The organism is Pedobacter frigidisoli (genome assembly GCF_004331675.1).
GTDB classification, from domain to species: Bacteria; Bacteroidota; Bacteroidia; order Sphingobacteriales; family Sphingobacteriaceae; genus Pedobacter; species Pedobacter frigidisoli.
In genome coordinates this window covers 1-17,136 of the sequence record NZ_SJSN01000012.1, presented here as the reverse complement: position 1 = coordinate 17,136, position 17,136 = coordinate 1, and the positions used below count along the sequence as shown (strand labels likewise).

General features: G+C 41.4%; 13 protein-coding genes. 12 read left to right on the top strand and 1 reads right to left on the bottom strand.

Features of this window, described 5'->3' with window-relative positions; translation table 11 throughout:
• Window positions 1-208: 208 nt before the first annotated feature.
• A complete protein-coding gene (locus EZ449_RS15385) occupies window positions 209-514 on the top strand; it encodes an immunity 53 family protein (protein ID WP_131560414.1) in 306 nt (101 codons plus the stop codon).
• 93 nt (window positions 515-607) lie between these two features.
• Here EZ449_RS15385 and EZ449_RS15380 read toward each other — a convergent pair whose 3' ends face one another.
• On the bottom strand, window positions 608-1,324 hold the full coding sequence (locus EZ449_RS15380) for a LytR/AlgR family response regulator transcription factor (RefSeq protein ID WP_131560412.1): 717 nt from the start codon (window positions 1,322-1,324) through the stop codon (window positions 608-610).
• A 333-nt stretch (window positions 1,325-1,657) separates the two neighbouring features.
• Here EZ449_RS15380 and EZ449_RS15375 point away from each other — a divergent pair, with 333 nt between their 5' ends.
• The 11 genes from EZ449_RS15375 to EZ449_RS15325 all read left to right on the top strand — a co-directional run bounded on the left by EZ449_RS15375 (window position 1,658) and on the right by EZ449_RS15325 (window position 15,580).
• Window positions 1,658-2,503, top strand: a complete 846-nt coding sequence (locus EZ449_RS15375; protein ID WP_131560410.1) for a LytR/AlgR family response regulator transcription factor — start codon at window positions 1,658-1,660, stop codon at window positions 2,501-2,503.
• Window positions 2,504-2,514: 11 nt separating this feature from the next.
• Complete coding sequence (locus EZ449_RS15370) at window positions 2,515-3,456, top strand: fibronectin type III domain-containing protein (protein ID WP_131560408.1); 942 nt, start codon at window positions 2,515-2,517, stop codon at window positions 3,454-3,456.
• Between the two features lie 7 nt (window positions 3,457-3,463).
• Window positions 3,464-3,958: a hypothetical protein gene (locus EZ449_RS15365; protein WP_131560406.1), complete on the top strand. Its 495-nt coding sequence runs from the start codon at window positions 3,464-3,466 to the stop codon at window positions 3,956-3,958.
• Between the two features lies 1 nt (window position 3,959).
• Window positions 3,960-4,565, top strand: coding sequence for a toxin-antitoxin system YwqK family antitoxin (locus EZ449_RS15360; protein WP_131560404.1), 606 nt, complete (start codon window positions 3,960-3,962; stop codon window positions 4,563-4,565).
• A 59-nt stretch (window positions 4,566-4,624) separates the two neighbouring features.
• Window positions 4,625-5,872: a hypothetical protein gene (locus EZ449_RS15355; RefSeq protein WP_131560402.1), complete on the top strand. Its 1,248-nt coding sequence runs from the start codon at window positions 4,625-4,627 to the stop codon at window positions 5,870-5,872.
• Window positions 5,860-6,216: a type II secretion system protein gene (locus tag EZ449_RS15350; protein WP_131560400.1), complete on the top strand. Its 357-nt coding sequence runs from the start codon at window positions 5,860-5,862 to the stop codon at window positions 6,214-6,216. Before EZ449_RS15355 ends, EZ449_RS15350 begins: the two co-directional genes overlap by 13 nt.
• Before the next feature lie 163 nt (window positions 6,217-6,379).
• Entirely contained in the window at window positions 6,380-6,688 is a 309-nt protein-coding gene (locus tag EZ449_RS15345) for a hypothetical protein (RefSeq protein WP_131560398.1), read from the top strand.
• Complete coding sequence (locus EZ449_RS15340; RefSeq protein ID WP_131560396.1) at window positions 6,685-7,830, top strand: type II secretion system F family protein; 1,146 nt, start codon at window positions 6,685-6,687, stop codon at window positions 7,828-7,830. Before EZ449_RS15345 ends, EZ449_RS15340 begins: the two co-directional genes overlap by 4 nt.
• A gap of 179 nt (window positions 7,831-8,009) precedes the next feature.
• Window positions 8,010-11,651 (top strand): hypothetical protein, encoded by a 3,642-nt coding sequence (locus tag EZ449_RS15335; protein WP_131560394.1) that lies wholly within the window; start codon window positions 8,010-8,012, stop codon window positions 11,649-11,651.
• A 49-nt stretch (window positions 11,652-11,700) separates the two neighbouring features.
• Window positions 11,701-14,880 carry a DUF6443 domain-containing protein gene (locus tag EZ449_RS23130; RefSeq protein ID WP_131560392.1) on the top strand — a complete coding sequence of 1,060 codons (3,180 nt, stop codon included), beginning with the start codon at window positions 11,701-11,703 and terminating at the stop codon, window positions 14,878-14,880.
• 10 nt (window positions 14,881-14,890) lie between these two features.
• On the top strand, window positions 14,891-15,580 hold the full coding sequence (locus EZ449_RS15325; RefSeq protein ID WP_131560390.1) for a hypothetical protein: 690 nt from the start codon (window positions 14,891-14,893) through the stop codon (window positions 15,578-15,580).
• The last annotated feature ends 1,556 nt before the right edge of the window (window positions 15,581-17,136 follow it).

Genomic DNA, 17,136 nt, shown 5'->3' with positions numbered 1-17,136 from the left:
TATGAGTCTAAGGTGGGGAGAATTACTGGAACAGCTACATATGAAAGGAATACTAAAAATCCCACTGGATGGGATGAGAAGAAAAGAGTAGATGTTGAAAGTAAACCTCACTATGATAAAAAGAGTGTAAAAGCATTCCAACACCTCATGTAAAAGAGGGAAAAAATGTCAGGCCAGCAAAACCAGATGAACTACACAAACAATAAAAATGGAGATATTAAAATGGCTTACAGATTGGTATAAATCCAACTGTGATGGAGATTGGGAACATAGCTATGGTATTAAGATAAATACCCTAGATAATCCAGGATGGTTTGTTGGTATAGATTTAGTTGATACCAAAAAGGATGGAAAAATAATTAACATAAAAGTTGATAATACTGATGATGATTGGTATTCAATCAAATCAGAAGGGAGTGTTTTTGAAGGCTATGGTGATTCTAGTAAACTACCCTTATTAATATCAAAATTCAAGGAATTTGTAGAGTCCAGCAATGTTCAGGTACTTAAATAAGGTCTTTTCTATGTACAGGATTCCGAGCATGAAAAACTTTAGATGTTGAATAGTGCTCACTTGCGAATGCCTAGACTACCAATCGTTTATTCATCACTTACATTTTTTTTTAAAATAGTTGGCGAAATTTTTGTTGAACTCCTTTCTATAGGATTCTCCTACTGTGAAAACCATGTTCTTGTCAAGTGTTATTTTATAGCGTACCGTTCCCTTTACGAAGTTGGTATTGATGATCACGGAACGACTTATACGACGAAAATTTGAGAAAGGTTTTAATAATGCTTGCATCTCACTTAAGGTTCCATAAGGAACATAGGTCTTTTCAGTAGTATGGATCTTAAGGTAGTTGGAGGCGCTTTCAATAGCAATAATATCCCGATGTAGGAGCCTTTCCGCACGGTTCTTACCACTCAGCTTGATCGTGATGCTTGCCTCTGTTTGTGGCAATTTTGAGATAACCGAACTTACGATCTTCTCGAACTTTCTATAATCAAAGGGTTTACTGAGAAACTGTTGTGCATCCAGGTCATACCCGTCGAGGGCATAATGCAGGTGACCACTGACCAGGATGAGTGATCTATATTTGCCTTTAATTTCTCTCACTAAATCAATTCCCGACATTCCCGGCATTTCCACATCTGTGAATAGGATGTCGATTGGTTCCTCCAATTCGATCAAATATTTCCGTGCTTTTATAGGGTCGGTAAAAGCTCGAACAAGGTTGAGGTTCGGGTAGTTAGAAATGCACTCGGTAAGCTGTATGATGGCAGCGGGATCATCATCTATAAGTACGCAGGAAAGGGGTGTCAAATATTAACGGAGATTGCTTAAGGGGACGGTGTTAAAAAAAGAGACAATTTGCGATAACAAAGATAGGTATAAGTAGTTGAGCTGATCTTAAGGGATTGGGTATTCGTATAAAAAATTTGGGGGGTTCGTATAAAAATAAAAATTCTTGTACCACTTTTTTTCATATTAGATTTTAAATATTACAAAGGAATAAACTAATCAGTTCCAACTAAAATTATGCTCTCATGTTAAATCTAACAACTGTTATTAAGTATCCTATAGATCGCTGAAAGGGGAAGCTCTACTATCATCCCACTACACACTACATCCTATTTACTTTATTAACATCAACTCATGATCAATTGTTACGTCATCGGTGAACTATCGACTGTCGAGTCGCTTTGCGCCTACATCTCCAACTATCCTGTCACGGAATTACGTGGTTATTCTGTACACATTCCTGAACATTTCGACCCAGTATATCACATTCGCCCTGATATTGTATTTATTGATTCCTCCTTATCTGCTGGTAATGAATCATGGGTTGACCGAATCAGGCAGTTTTCCTCAGTGGTGCTCATCGCAGGCGATACACATCAGGCTTTCGAGGCATTCGAATACCTTGCCTTTGATTACATGATCAAGCCTGTATCGCTGAATAGGTTTGTCAAGTGCATCAATAAATTTGAGTTGATTACCCAATTGGCGGGATCAATTCTTGCCTCTAGAAAACCGGAAGCAATGGAGTCCTTTTTTATCAAAACAGATTCCAAGGGATTTAAGGAGGTGTTGATCAAATGTGATCAATTGATCTATATTCAGGCGCTTCAAAATTACGTAGTTCTTCACATGGAGAATGATAGGCGCTTTTCTTGTCATAACTCTATGAAAGAGATGGAAGATAACCTATCAGGCTCCTCGTTCAGTAGGATACACAAGTCTTTCATCATCAATGACAGTAAAATTACATCTATTGAGGGAAATACCGTTACACTTAATCATGCTGAGGAACATAAACTGTTGATCGGCAACACTTACCGCAAGGCTTTCTTCGACAAGAAGAATGAAAGGATGATCAAGAAAGTTAAACAGCCCAATCTCCTAAGCTTTTCTCGACCAGCTTCACTGGTATTTTGTTTAGGGTTCTTGTTTGGCGATATCTTGGATGCTTCTGAGCTGTTAACTTTTTTACTTACTTAAACTGGCAGAGTATGAAAGTTGAAAGATTACTGCTTTTGATGTTTGTTTTATCGCTATTTGCCTGTAGTGAGTTTATAGAGCCCTCCCTAAAGGATCGGAAAATAATTTTGCTTGGTCCCGGTGAACACCTCGAAACCAATAGTTATCAGCAGACCTTTTGGTGGGAGGGCAGTTCGGATGCAATCTTTTACCGCCTGCAGGTTGCCACACCTAGCTTTGATAGCTTATCAAAGCTTGTTTTGGATACATTAATCACCAGTACCAAGTTTACCTATACTCTTGATCCAGGGAAGTATCAATGGCGTGTCCGTGCAGAGAATGGCAGTAGTCAGACTGCCTTTGCGCTTAGGTCATTTATTGTATATACCTCTAGTATCGCTGCACAATCTGTGCAATTGATTTCGCCATTAAATGGACTGGTAACCAATAAAAACGAATTGAGATATGAATGGCTCAATCTATATGGGGCTACAGCCTATCGGTTGCAGGTAGATAATAACAATTTTTTGGATGAGAGCAGGTTGCTGTTGAATATCAGCACAGATAACCTGAGTTACCTCCAACAGCTAACCATCGAGGGGAACTTTCAGTATAGGATGAGGGCAGAGAATGCAGCTGAGAATTCAAAATGGAGCGTAGTAAAGAATTTTAACTATGATATTACCCCACCAGAAAAAGCCGGCTTGCTATTGCCAGCTAATAGACAAGCTGTTACGCTTCCGGTTAGGCTGAGCTGGGCTGCACTTGGGGATGCGGATCATTATCAGGTCTATGTTTATAAGTCGGATTCAACCAGTCTCTACGGCACTGCCTTTCCTCAAGCGGTTTCCAGTGCATCATATAATCTTCTTAATGCTCAATCCGGTGAGTCGCTTCTCTGGAGGATAAGGGCAGTGGATAAGGCAGGGAATACTGGAATATTTAGCAACTATTATTCTTTTACTGTGCAGTAATGATAAAATGAAGAAAAAAGGCATAACCTATCTGTTGATATGTATGGTAGCGGTATTATGGGGGTTGATCTTTTATAGGGTTTTTGCTAAGGGAGGTGAAAGTGATGAAATTTTGACAAGAAAATCATCTGCAAAACCAAGCTATTTTAAGTTGGTTGATCACGGCCTGGATAGGGTTCCACTTAATCTGGATTACGATGATCCTTTTTCCGTTGCGCAAGCAGGTTCATCAAGTTCCGTTAATAATGACCTATTAACGGTGAGAGAAAGTCAATCAATGGCTCCGCCAATCAAACCTGTGGTCAATTGGCCAACTGTGGTCTATGCTGGAGCAATCTATAATCCAACTACCAAAAAGGTGATCGCAATCTTAAATATCAATGGCAAGGAGGTGATGGTGGGACAGGGAGAACAAGTTGACGGCATTAGGTTCATAAGGCAGCAAGGAGATTCCATTAGAATTGAACATCAGGGGCTAAACAAATATCTACATCTAAAATAGCATGAAAGCCAGTCTAAATATACTAATTGCATACTTTATGGTTGTAACTGCCTGTAGTGCACAGCGATCTCAATCCGTACTGGAGCTTTATAGTCATACAATCAATTATCCTTCCTATAAGGTGGTCTTCCACCTCGAGGTAGTTCCGGAAGGGCATCAGGCGACCAGCGACAGCAAAAGATATTTTTGGTATGGGGGCAATCAGATTAATATTACCCAAGGCGGCTTTGGCGGAAAACTCCTAGATGGTGCCTACAGGGAATTCTACCTGAATAAAAATCTTAAGGCTGAGGGGAATTTTGATGGTGGATTAATGGTTGGTGAGTGGAAGAAATGGCGTGAAAATGGGTCATTGGATTCCATCTCCAATTATTCCTCTGGAGAATTGAATGGGCTCTTCGCACGATTTGATGGAAAGGGGATCCTGTTGGAGGAAGGAAGATACCGTAATGGACTAAAGCATCGTAAATGGTTAGGCCACCTCTCAACAGATAAGGTTCAGGTAACTTATTACAAAAAAGGAATTGTTATACAGGAAAAACAATCTAAGTTAAAGATATGGATGATCAAGCTTGGTGACAAGATCAAATTGAGGAGGAAGAAATAGGATGAAAGAATGCTGGGTCATTTTGAAGGCACTGAATATTTGGAGTAAAAACCATTGGCATGATTAAGGCTGGTGCGCTTTATTTTTCGATCGTGATCGCTTTTTTTATAGCAATTCTCTCAGCCTCTTTGATCATGCTAGCGGCCCACTACCGCTCGGGCTATTTAAAGGAACTTAGGATGGGCAGAATCTTAAGGAACTTGGAGTCGGGTATTGAAATGCAGTTGCTTGAAAAACCAGGAAATGGCTACGGAAATCACAGTATTGATCTTTATGGGGATGGTGCCGATAGCATAACGATCTCCAGATCACATTGGGGCATTTATGATCTAGCACAGGTGTGGAGCTTTGTCAGCACCGATAGCATTGCAAAATCCATGTTGATTGGACTGGATAATCACCAAGATTCTACCGCAATCTACCTCAGCGATGAGGACAGACCGCTATCCGTAAGCGGAGATACCAGAATTAAAGGCGTTGCATTTGTACCAAAGTCTGGAATAAGAAAAGCCTACGTTGAAAGTCGCCCATATTCTGGCGTGGAAGTGGTGTATGGAAAGATTAACGATAGTGGAAGAAAGTTGGATGGATTAACCGATGCTTACTTGGGCTATCTTAAAGAAGAGCTTAAGCGTGCGGGAAATATAGACGGTGAATTACAGATTTTACCCACAAATAGTTTAACGGTCGGGTTCCTCGATTCGGTCCAAAGATTTCGTGTACCTAAAGGTCAGGTGATTTCACAACAATTGAGTGGCAAGATGATCTTGTATGCAGATTCAATGGTTGTTATCGAGAAATATGCCAAGCTCGATAACATCATCGTTTTTGCACAATCAATCAAGGTAGAGGAAGGATTTATAGGCAATTGCCAACTTTTTGCAAGGGATTCGATCACGGTTGGGAACAATGCCTCACTCAGTTATCCATCAGTGTTGGGCATTATATCAGTCGATCATTTGGTCGATCAGGCAAAAATTGATATTGGGAAAAACGTAAAGTTTGAGGGGATTATCCTCAGTTATGAGGATAAACGGTCGGCATTACAGACCATGATTTCCATTGGATCTTCATCAATCATCACAGGAGAGGTTTATGCTACAGGGCTGCTCAAATTGAGTAAGGACGTTAAGGTTTTTGGAAAGGTTTCCTGTAATCGATTTATCATGAAGACACCCACTACATTATACGAGAATTTCTTGGTGGATGTCACCTTAGATAGGAAATCAAGAAGTAAGTATTATTTAGGTTCTCCAATCTTTAGGGGCAAAGAACAACACGGCAAGATATTGAAATGGCTAAACTGACACATAAAAGAATTTCTGGATCAACACTGATAGAGGTGCTCATTGCCATGGTAATCATTATGGTAATCTTCTCCATTGCAATAGGTCTATATTATAATGTACTCAGCAATTCATTATCACATCAGAAATTGCAGGCCATGAAACAAATGGAATTGATTATCATGGATATTAAGAAAAAGGGAAGTATTTGGGAGGATAACCTTAAAATTGACAGTATTGAATATAACTTGAGCGCTAAGGGATCATTCCATCCAGAAATGGATATCCTAGAAGTAAAGGCAAGTATAAATGGTCAATCCCTCGGGTCAATTCGGGCATTATATAAGAGAGATGAGTCACAATAAACGGATAAATGCGTACACGTTGATGGAGGTAACCATAGCCATGTTGTTATCAGCCATATGCATCACGATATGTTATACCGCATACGGGCTGATCAATGATTACTACGTAGGCTTTAGAGCTAGGAACGAATCCTCAGATATTGTGCTTTCACTGGGGCATGTCATGGAGAAGGACTTTTTAAGATCAAGGTACATTATTCGAACAGAGGATGGTTTTGAGTGTTCCTCTGATACTACAAAAATTAATTATCACTTTTCTGAAAGGGAGATATGGAGAACATTTAATACTGATCACATAGATACTTTCAAAGTAGCGCCCTATGGACTGAGTACATCTTTCGAGGGCAATGAAGTATTAGCGCCAGATACACTGGATGGCTTACATTTTATGGTTTTGCTAAATGATGGAGTGAGGATACAGATGCAATTTAAAAAGGTTTACAGTGCCAAGGATTTATTAAGACAACTATGAAGCCGATTGATATTTCCACATTTCAGAAAAAGACCAAAGTTCTAAAAGACCCCAAATTAAGAAACGGTAATGGCATTTTGGATTTTATGACTAGGGACATTTCTTTTGGCAGTGGTCAACTTCCGGATAAAAAAAAGCAGGGCTTTTATAATGAGCTAGGTACCTTGATTCGCTCAGGAATCGATATCAGGACGGCCCTTGCCTTAACCATCAGCACCTACACAAAAAAAGATGCTGAACTATTTGCTGCCATTGAGAAGAGCGTGATCGCGGGTCAATCGCTTTCCCAAACATTGGAGCTTCAGGATAAGTTCAGCCGATATGAATATTTTAGCATTCGAATTGGGGAGGAGACAGGTAGGCTTGGTGAGGTGTTGGGAGAGCTTGCCAAATATTATAAGTCTAGGATTTCTCAGCGTAGAAAGATCGTGGGTGCAATTACCTATCCCATGCTGGTGCTGAGCACCTCTTTCGCGGCAATCTTTTTCATGATCAAGTTCGTGGTGCCCATGTTTGCCGATGTATTCAAACGCTTTGGCGGCAAGTTGCCTTACATTACAGCACTCATTCTCCGTTTCTCCAATTGGTTGGATAATTATATTTACCTACTGTTATTCTTTTTATTGATCGCGATTGGATTCTATCTGTTAAATAGGAACAAATTTTGGTTTAAAAAATATAGTGCGATTGTATTGCTCCGAATCCCAATCGTGGGTGATATTGCCAAAAAGATCTATTTGGCCAGGTTTGCCAATACCATGAGGCTTTTAACTGGTACAGCTACGCCGCTACTTCAGGCCATGGAAATGGTGAGGCAAATGATTACTTTCTATCCAATTGAGCAATCGTTATTACTTGCAGAAAGGGAGATCCTTTTGGGTAGCAGCCTATCAGATGCCTTGGCCAAACATGATTTCTATCCTGATAAGTTTGTGCAGATGATTCGGATTGCAGAGGAGGTTAACCGCTTGGAGTATTTCTTTGAGCAGCTTTCGGAACAGTATACCGAGGAGGTTGAATACAAGACCAATGCAATCAGTGGGCTATTAGAGCCTTTGATTATTATATTTTTAGGATTAGCAGTTGGGGTAATATTGATTGCAATGTACTTGCCGATGTTCCAGATGAGCAATAGTTTTTAGTGATTTCATGAATTTTTCTCTTTGGAATTTTCAAAGCTTGAATTACGTTCGTCACTCCAAAAGCTTCGGATATCACTCTAAAAGCATCGTTTGTCAAAAAGATTTTGTCTAATATTTCTTCATCACCAAATTGGGGATTATACTAGGCAAATAGATGTGGATTAGAACCAAAAAGCTATATGGAATACTTTAAAAATTATTTTACCTTAATGTTATTAGCTGCAGTTGGCAATCTTGCAATATGTTGGAAGGCTAATGCTCAGATGAATCAACCAAGCATCTCAGGGGACATGGTATCTGTACTAGCACCCTCTCCAAATGCAGCATCCCTTGGCAAATTTCTTGAACTTCCCGTTGGAGAGTATACTGGCGTTCCAAATATTGGAATACCGATGTGGCAAATTAAGGATGGAGATATAAGTTTAGATATTGGGCTATCCTATCATGCCGGTGGTGTAAAGGTAGATGATATCGCCTCTTGGGTAGGAACCGGCTGGTCCCTTAATGCTGGAGGTATGATTAGTAGAGTAGTAAGAGGTTTGCCAGACAGCTATGGGACCGCTCAAACGATAAGCAATTTTGTGAATAATCAAATGAATACCGCAACGAGAGATGCTTTTCTATTGGGTACCTATCGTGGTACGACTGATTCGGAACAGGATCTTTATCATGTAAATGTTGGGGATTTAAGCTTTAGCTTTTTTGAGGATGAGTACGATAGTTTCAAATTAATGCCTGCTAACCCGAACATTAAGATCCAAAGAGATGTCAATGGATATGATTGGATAATTACTAATGCTTCGGGCGTGAAGTATAAGTTCGGTCAGCGTGAATATTCTGAAAGTGACACTCGCTATCAAGGCCAAGGAGTAATGACAGATGGACAATATTTTTTCGATGCCACCAGTTGGTACGTGACCGAGATTGAAGATGCCAAATCCAATAAGGTAAATTTTACCTATACCTCACATAACATAAATTATTTGACTAAGGGCACAGAGAAAGTATACATTCCGGAAACAATTTTAAATGAGTGCCAAAAATATACAGGGTATAATTTCAACTACAATTTGATAACGGCTCAAAAGTTACAGTCTATTATCTTCAAAAATGGCACCATAAATTTTTATGAGGGACCAGCAAGGCTTGATTGTAATGGAGACCACATGCTTGACAGAATTGATATTCTTGGATCCGATAATGGAATTCTCAAGCGTTTCAAATTCTTTACTAGTTATTTCGAGAATAATAATACCGGAACTGGTGGTATAAATCTATATTCAAATACGGATCATAAGCGTCTGAGGCTGGATTCTTTGCGAGAGGAATCAAATACAAAAATGAATAAGCCATACAAATTCCTGTACTATTACGGACAAGGACTTCCATATAGGAATTCCAATGCACAGGATCACTGGGGGTATTCCAATGGCGCAAATAACACGACATCGGTTTCTTACTATGAACAATTGAATGGACTAAGGAAAGGCGCAGATAAAAATGCCAATGAGGGTGCTTCGATTGAATGCAGTCTTAAATCAATCATTTACCCAACAGGGGGAACTACAGATTTCGAACTTGAAGGCAATAGGTTTACGACAATGGAAAGTACCATGTTGGATCAGGAGTACTATTTAGCAGCACTTGCAGGTAATAATAATAATACAAGTACTGATTTCTATTTTGAGAAAGACTTTACTATTTCATCAGAAATGGGTAATGTAAATACAACTGTTAGATTCTTAACAGAAGGTGTAGATACTTATTGTTCTTGTACCATTTGGGGAAAGATTGTTAAGCCCGATAATTCGGAAGTCTCAATAATCAACGGAACCATTTTATCCTTAGAGCCAGGTAATTATAAGCTTAAGGTCGATATGATTAGTGAGTATGCAGGAAATCCATATCTTTTCTTTCATATATTTTTAGTGACAAGTATGAATCAGGTCGCTACTCAACAGGCTGTAGAAATTGGCGGCCCTGGTCTAAGGATTAGAAAGATAACTAAAAAACCTCTTTTTGGACCCGAGATCATCGAGACATACGATTATAATATTCCATCTACTGCAAAGTCCTCAGGGCAGGTTGGTAACATTCCAAATTATGTCTATCAAACAAGTATCGCCTCGGGATCTGGATGGTCAGCAGATTATACCTGTACCTATAGAGTGTATAGCTCAGCCTCCAACTCTACGCTTGTGAATACCAAATCCTCCTATCTAGGTTATTCCCAGGTGACCAAAACCGTTTTAGGGTCAGGCGATAATGGAAAAATCATCTCTCGGTTTAGTAATTTTTCAGAGGCAAATGATATCAATAACACCAGCGGATTTCCCTTCCCTCCAAATTCCTCACAAGATTGGAAAAGGGGACTCTTGTTAAGTAAGGAAGTTTTTAAATCGGGGAATGTACTCGTTAGAAAAGAAGCGTACAAGTATGGTGTCGTCCCAGGATCCGCTTACACTACATATGGTGTCAAGATTGGCCCCTCGATACAAATGAATTTCTCTGCTAGTAATCAAGTCATTCTTAATGCATTGTATGCTGCTTCCTATCCCATTTCGACTGACGCATACGCTGTCCAAGTGGATACTGTTGTCGAGATCAACAATGGTGTTTCGCTGCCTACAATGAAATCTTATCAATATTCCGTTAATGGTTTTAATCTTAAGGAGGTTTCGGGCAACACCAGCAATGGAAGTACTTTGATTAGCCGTTTTTATTATCCCAAGGACTATGAATCAAATGCCAGCTCTTCTCCACTCTTAGCTTCACTTTTAGAGTACAATATTTTAAATCAGCCGATTGAGCAGGTTACCGTGAAGAGTGATCAGGGCATTGAGCACATGGTGGGTGGGGTAATAAGCGAATTTGGATACGACCCTATTGGTTCATCGAAAATTTTCTCTTTAAGACGGACATTGGTTGCTGAATCAGATCAAATGAACTTGGGAGATCGCTATGATTTTCTTCATATCCCGACACATTATAGGGAGAAGATATCTTATTCCTTTCATGACCAGAACGGCAAGCCTAGGACCATAAAGGTAAACGGTGGATCTCCGATAAGCTATTTATATTCCTATCGCAATCAGTATCCCATAATAGAGGCAAAAAATGTTGACTACAGCTCACTAGCGGCTGCACTTAGTACAACCTCCATGAATACCATAAATGCTAGCAATCCAAGTGATGTGGATGTTGCTGCGGTCGCCGGTCAACTCAGGTCGGCTCTTCCCAGTGCCTTCATTACTGGCTATACCTACAAACCCTTAGTTGGGATGACGAGTATGACCGATCCTAAGGGGATGACTATGAGCTATGATTATGACGATTTCCAACGCCTCAAGTATATCAGGGACGACAATGGCGATATCACCAAGAGCTACTGCTACAACTATGCCGGTCAGGTAGTGGACTGTGACTGGGCTGGTGGGGGTACAACGAACCCAGGCGGGGGTGATCTGCCCTTGGTACATAACTACCAAACGGCCTTTTCCACCCTCAGGTACGAGGTATGTCCGTCCAATGGTCCGGAGACCCCAATGCTCTATCAGCCACTCTATTCGGTTAGGTACCTGGGTGCCGTACCAATCCCAGTAGGTGGCCCGTCGGTTCCGGAGGCGAGGTTTTATACGGATCAATCGCTAACTACATTGGCGCCGACTGGGTATTATACCCTGCGGGAGACTGGGGCTGGACACATAGGGTACAAGCTCTACTACATCCAGAACGGTAAGTTCATCTTCGAGGTATGGTGTGATGAGTCTGACCCCATTATTCCACCACCAGAGGAGCCAGAAGTTGTGCCGCCACATTAGGAAAGTATGGATAAGGGTTTAAGGGAATCACGATAAAAGTAACAATAACATGTTGAACAACAGAATATCTATATATAGGCTATTGGCGATATTGTCTTTGCCGATGGGTGGGGCTGCCTATGGCCAGTCACCGAGCGGGAACCAAAACTATATTGTGGAGACCACGGTCAGGGTTCCGGACAAGAAGACTGGTGCATCGCTCTCTACGCTTGGCGTTGCGGGTGCAAACCGGACGATCCAATACCTTGATGGCCTTGGCCGTCCGCTACAGAGCGTGCAGTGGCAGGCGAGCCCGAGTGGAAAGGATATTATCCAACCTGTGGAATATGATGCATTTGGGCGTGAGGCAAGGAAATACCTGCCTTATGTGGACTTGCCTGGAACTGCCAACGGCAGCTTCAGGTCGGGTGCGGCCGCCTCGCAGGGCGGCTTCTACGCTTCGCCACCAACCGGGGTGTCGGTAAATACCTATCCCTTTGCGCAGACGCAGTTCGAGCCGAGCCCACTGAACAGGGTAGAGCAGCAGGGATCGCCCGGTGCCGCCTGGCAGCTATCCGCTGGCCATACCCAGCGATTGGAGTATGGCACGAATGCGGGGGAGGTAAGGCTGTGGGCGGTGAATGGTGGCGGTGCCTCCAGTAGTGGTAGCTATGTTGCGGGCCGGCTTTATCGTACCACCAGCCGTGACGAGAACTGGAAGACTTCCGATGGGAACATGGGCAAGGTGGATGAATATAAGGACCTGGAGGGCCGGGTGGTGCTGAAGCGGGTATGGGAGACTGATACAAGGAGCCTAAGTACGTATTACCTCTATGATGACCTTGGGAACCTGAGGTACGTGTTGCCACCAGCCCTTAACGAGAATGGGGCGGGCATCACCAGCTTTGCGGACAATGATGCAAACTTCAACAACTATATCTACGCCTACAGGTACGATGGCAGGAACAGGGTGGTAGAGAAGAAGCTCCCGGGCAAGGGATGGGAGTATCTGGTCTACAATAAGCTTGATCAGTTAGTGATGAGCCAGGACGCGGTGCAGCGTGGAAAGAGCCCGCAGGAATGGCTGTTCACCAAGTATGACGCGTTTGGACGCTCGGTGCTTACGGGGAGTTACGTGGACGACCTGCACGGTGGCGCGGCGAACAACAACTATCGTGCGGACTTCCAGTCGATAGCCAATGTCAATAGTGCCTATGAGGTTAGAAATACCGCCGATGGGAGTACGGGCTACACAAACAATGCAATCCCGCAAGGGAGCATCGGAGAGTACCTGAGCATGAGCTACTATGATGACTACACTGCCCCGGGGATGCCCTATGACCAATCGCTCTCATTCAGCACAAGGACGAAAGGGCTGGCGACAGCAAGCAAGGTAAAGGTGTTGGGAACAAGTAACTGGCTATGGACGGTGAGCTACTATGACGACCTGGGCAAGATGGTGAGATCCTATGCGCAGCACTATCTGTCGGATACCCAGAATACCGACAACTATGATGAGCTTTCGATTACCTATGGGTTTACGGGAGAGGTACTTAGCTCTAACCGTATCCACCATACCGCCGTACTGAACACCACCATTGCCAACATTTATACCTACGACCATGTGGGGAGGAAGAAACAGGCCCGTAGCCAGATTACCAGCGGCAGCACTGTTGGTGACAATGTGCTGCTGAGTGAGCTGAGCTATAACGAGCTGGGCCAGTTGCTGAACAAGCAGCTGGCGGGCGGGATGCAGACCACTGGCTATAGCTACAATGAGCGTGGCTGGCTGAGCTCTAGCAGGTCGGACCAGTTCAGCCTGTTGCTAAACTATGATGACAACAGCGCTGTGCCAAGCGCACGGAGGCAGTACAACGGGAACATCTCGAGCTCGCTATGGGGGGCGGGCAATGGTACATTGGCTAATGCCTACCGATATGAGTATGATGGGCTGAACAGGCTGACCAAGGGGGTCAGCTCTGGGATCAATATGAGCGAGGAGCTGACCTATGACCTGATGGGCAATATCGCCAGCCTGAACAGGGACGGCACGGGGGCGAACCTGTATACCTATCACAATGGCGGCAACATGCTGAGATCGGTGGCGAACGTGACCACGCAGGACTATGGCTATGATGCCAACGGCAGTGCGACAACTGATGGGCGGAACGGGATGACGATTATCTACAACATGCTGAACCTGCCGAGCACGGCCACAAAGTTTGGGGTGTCCGTGGCCTACACCTATGATGCGACTGGCACAAAGCTTACCAAGAACTCGAACGGTAACATCAGGAGGTATATCTCTGGGATAGAGTATAGTGGCAACAATATTGAGATCATCCACACGGATGAGGGAATTGCCCAGAACAACAATGGAGTATATACCTATCAGTACAATCTCTCGGACCACCTTGGAAATGTGCGTTATTCTTTTGATATTTACGGTGGGGCTGTGCGGAGGCTACAGCAGGATGATTATTACGCATTTGGGAAAAGGAACTCGGTATCCGTAGGGAGCAACAAGTATCTCTATAATGGCAAGGAGGTACAGGATGAGCTGGGCGAGCAGTATGATTACGGCGCAAGGTTCTATGATCCGGTCATTGGAAGGTGGAATGTTGTGGATCCATTGGCGGAGGGCACTGATGACATATCTACATATAGTTATGGGATGAATAATCCAGTCTTGATGATTGATCCTGACGGGATGAAAGCTGACACAACTATGGCCATTCTCTTGAAGGAAGTTAACATAACTGGAAAAAAAGTTATGGAGCCGGTCCATGGTTTTTGGAATAATATATATTACGGGTTATTTCCAAGAGAGATTGAGGTTAAAATATTCGGTAGAAACCGTACTGTAGCGGTTAGTAATGGTGGGTACGCTTATAATCCATTTTTGATAAAAATGGAAGTGCCAGACATTGGTTTAAAAGGTGGTTTTAATTCTATCTATAAAGGTCTTAAAAAAGGCCTACCCTATATTGGTAAAGCTTTTAATGTTTTCAAACGGTACAGCAAGGCAGAAAGATTGCTAATGGAAATTGAACCTGTTTTGAATGGGATTGATGATCCAAGATTATTAAGAGCAGTTGAACAAAAAGTTCTAGAATATTCAAAATCCAAAGGTGCTGTGGCAAATATTCGGAATGCATTTGATCCCAAAAGAAAGGACTATGTCGAATACGCACAAAAAGCTACGGTTTGGCTTGAAAAAAATGCCCCAAATTGGAAAAATAGTTTTTAGATAAGAATATATGGACGTACATTATTTTAAATTGCCATTAGGTAATATTCCATTTAAGGAAATAACATCATTAGAAGATATCAACTATACTTATGTTTACTGCTCGTACTTTTCTTTGAAGCCTTTCAAGGGGTTAGATTATTATCTATTAAGTGTATACAACGTCTTTGAGCCTACAGATATAGGAGAAATAGATGATGGTAATTTACTTTTTGGGAGGGTAATATCGGAAGAACCCTCAAAAAGAGGAGTTAACAAAGTTATCCAGGTCAAGACTGAAAAAAGAGCTGTTGATGAGAAAGATTTGCCACATTTAAAGTATAGTAATAGTAAACACACTGATGGAAATTGGTTCTATGTTAAGGATGGAGATTATTTTGCATTTTCAGGTATAGAGTCAAGTTTTGACAAGGTTGCACATTTAGAGGGGATATCTATCTATGGAGAAATAATATTGCGCTTAAGAATAGTTATTGAGCTTTTAAAAAAAAACATTAAAAAAGGATTAGCTGAGATTTCAGTAAAAGAATTTAACGAAATCGCATTTAATATACTTAGATCGGAACCTTCAACAAAAAAAATAAGCGATGAGGATATCCAATATGGTGTGAACAATTGGCTTCCGTCAATGTTGATGATGCCTCTATTTGAAGAAGTTCCGGATATTCACAAAGAACGAGTTAAAGATAAAAAAAAGTGACTTTATCTATGATCCTTTGATATACATAAGATCTTCGATCTGTTGTTAGGCAATCTAAAACCTAGCTTTATTTTGAGAAAATAATACAATTCGAAAAGTTTATCACTTGGATTGAATAGTTATGCGAGATCTATGGCACATATAGTTTTATTAACTTCTTATCAAAAGAGGTTAAACTCCTTGAACCAACTCAGAACCCAAATGGTATAGGCCCGCATATTGATCCAAATCAAAATGTGCACAAAATTGAACTTACCAATTCTTTTCGCATTGGCAACTTCATTGTTTTCATGCACAGATCAAATGGATGGGGGAAAAGCCGCAGAGCAATACTGCACTTGTATGAAATCAAATAGTGCAAATTAACAATATGGATATGCTTATACGATATGTAATGCTGAACTTGCTAAGAAATATAGATTCTACAGAATATTCTATATTGATACAAAACATTGTGAATTTAAAATAATCTGCCAGAATCAACAAGAGATACTACAAAGAAGTTCATTGATGATTTTTTTACATACCCCAATGGAAATAATTAAACTCCGTAGAAATTATTGTACAATTGGAAGAGAGTGCGAGAAACCCCAAAATGCAACTTTGAAGATTTTGTTCATGAATAAGTGCGACGTAACATTGCCCCCCTGGCTTCACCTTTCGTATTTTGCGGTCACTTAAGTTTAAAATGAAAACCTAAGACTTTCTTTTAATAGTCTTAGGATAGAATATTACAGCAACGGCCCGATAGAGATGCTGGGATTTGCTGTTTCGATATCATATCGGCAGTATGATTAAACGGCCGCTAAAGAATCGTTATCTAAATCCTTAACTCTTGCAGAATAGAAAATTAAAGCAAAGCCTATCAGAAATGAACTGATAGGCTTTGCTGTTTACTAATTATAGCCGAATTCAAGTTTTAATTCAAGGCAACCTAGTTTTAAATTAGCGCCCAGCACTTAGATCCTAAATGATCCTGTAGAGAAAAATTTTTGCAAATTCTCGTCATTAGATTCATTCCTCTATTTTGAAAGTCCATATATCCTTTCGTCGAAATCAAAATAGTTAGCGAAACACGTTCGTCACTCGAAAACCCTAGAATATCACTTCATAAGCATCGTTCGTCAAAAATATTGCGGCTTTTTTTATTTTTTGATCACCTTGTTTTTTATTCATTCTATGGGGGATTTGGTATTCTATCTACTGATGCTCATAATGAATGCTTAAAGGATAATGTGAACATGAAAGTAAGACTGAATGTAATCAGTAAGTTAATCTGCACAGAAATCGGCAAATAAGAATACACCAAAAACGGCAACAAGAGTGCACAAAAAAAACGGTAGGATAATTAAACCCCACCGTTTAATACGACCTTCATCGGCTTACGACAACTGATGAATATGCACGCATTCTTGAACAAATTTATGATGTATTATGAAATTAAGCGAATGTCCCTTGCCGGACGTTCAGCTTCAAAGATCAGCAAGGCGCTGAACTGTAACCGCAGAACGGTAAAAAAGTACCTTGAGATGGATGACGGGGAGTTTGACGCCTTT

Bases quoted from the DNA above. Each gene is read 5' to 3' on its own strand.
- EZ449_RS15385 (WP_131560414.1), top strand. From the start codon at position 209: ATGGAGATATTAAAATGGCTTACAGATTGGTATAAATCCAACTGTGAT.
- EZ449_RS15375 (WP_131560410.1), top strand. From the start codon at position 1,658: ATGATCAATTGTTACGTCATCGGTGAACTATCGACTGTCGAGTCGCTT.
- EZ449_RS15370 (WP_131560408.1), top strand. From the start codon at position 2,515: ATGAAAGTTGAAAGATTACTGCTTTTGATGTTTGTTTTATCGCTATTT.
- EZ449_RS15365 (WP_131560406.1), top strand. From the start codon at position 3,464: ATGAAGAAAAAAGGCATAACCTATCTGTTGATATGTATGGTAGCGGTA.
- EZ449_RS15360 (WP_131560404.1), top strand. From the start codon at position 3,960: ATGAAAGCCAGTCTAAATATACTAATTGCATACTTTATGGTTGTAACT.
- EZ449_RS15355 (WP_131560402.1), top strand. From the start codon at position 4,625: ATGATTAAGGCTGGTGCGCTTTATTTTTCGATCGTGATCGCTTTTTTT.
- EZ449_RS15350 (WP_131560400.1), top strand. From the start codon at position 5,860: ATGGCTAAACTGACACATAAAAGAATTTCTGGATCAACACTGATAGAG.
- EZ449_RS15345 (WP_131560398.1), top strand. From the start codon at position 6,380: ATGGAGAAGGACTTTTTAAGATCAAGGTACATTATTCGAACAGAGGAT.
- EZ449_RS15340 (WP_131560396.1), top strand. From the start codon at position 6,685: ATGAAGCCGATTGATATTTCCACATTTCAGAAAAAGACCAAAGTTCTA.
- EZ449_RS15335 (WP_131560394.1), top strand. From the start codon at position 8,010: ATGGAATACTTTAAAAATTATTTTACCTTAATGTTATTAGCTGCAGTT.
- EZ449_RS23130 (WP_131560392.1), top strand. From the start codon at position 11,701: ATGTTGAACAACAGAATATCTATATATAGGCTATTGGCGATATTGTCT.
- EZ449_RS15325 (WP_131560390.1), top strand. From the start codon at position 14,891: ATGGACGTACATTATTTTAAATTGCCATTAGGTAATATTCCATTTAAG.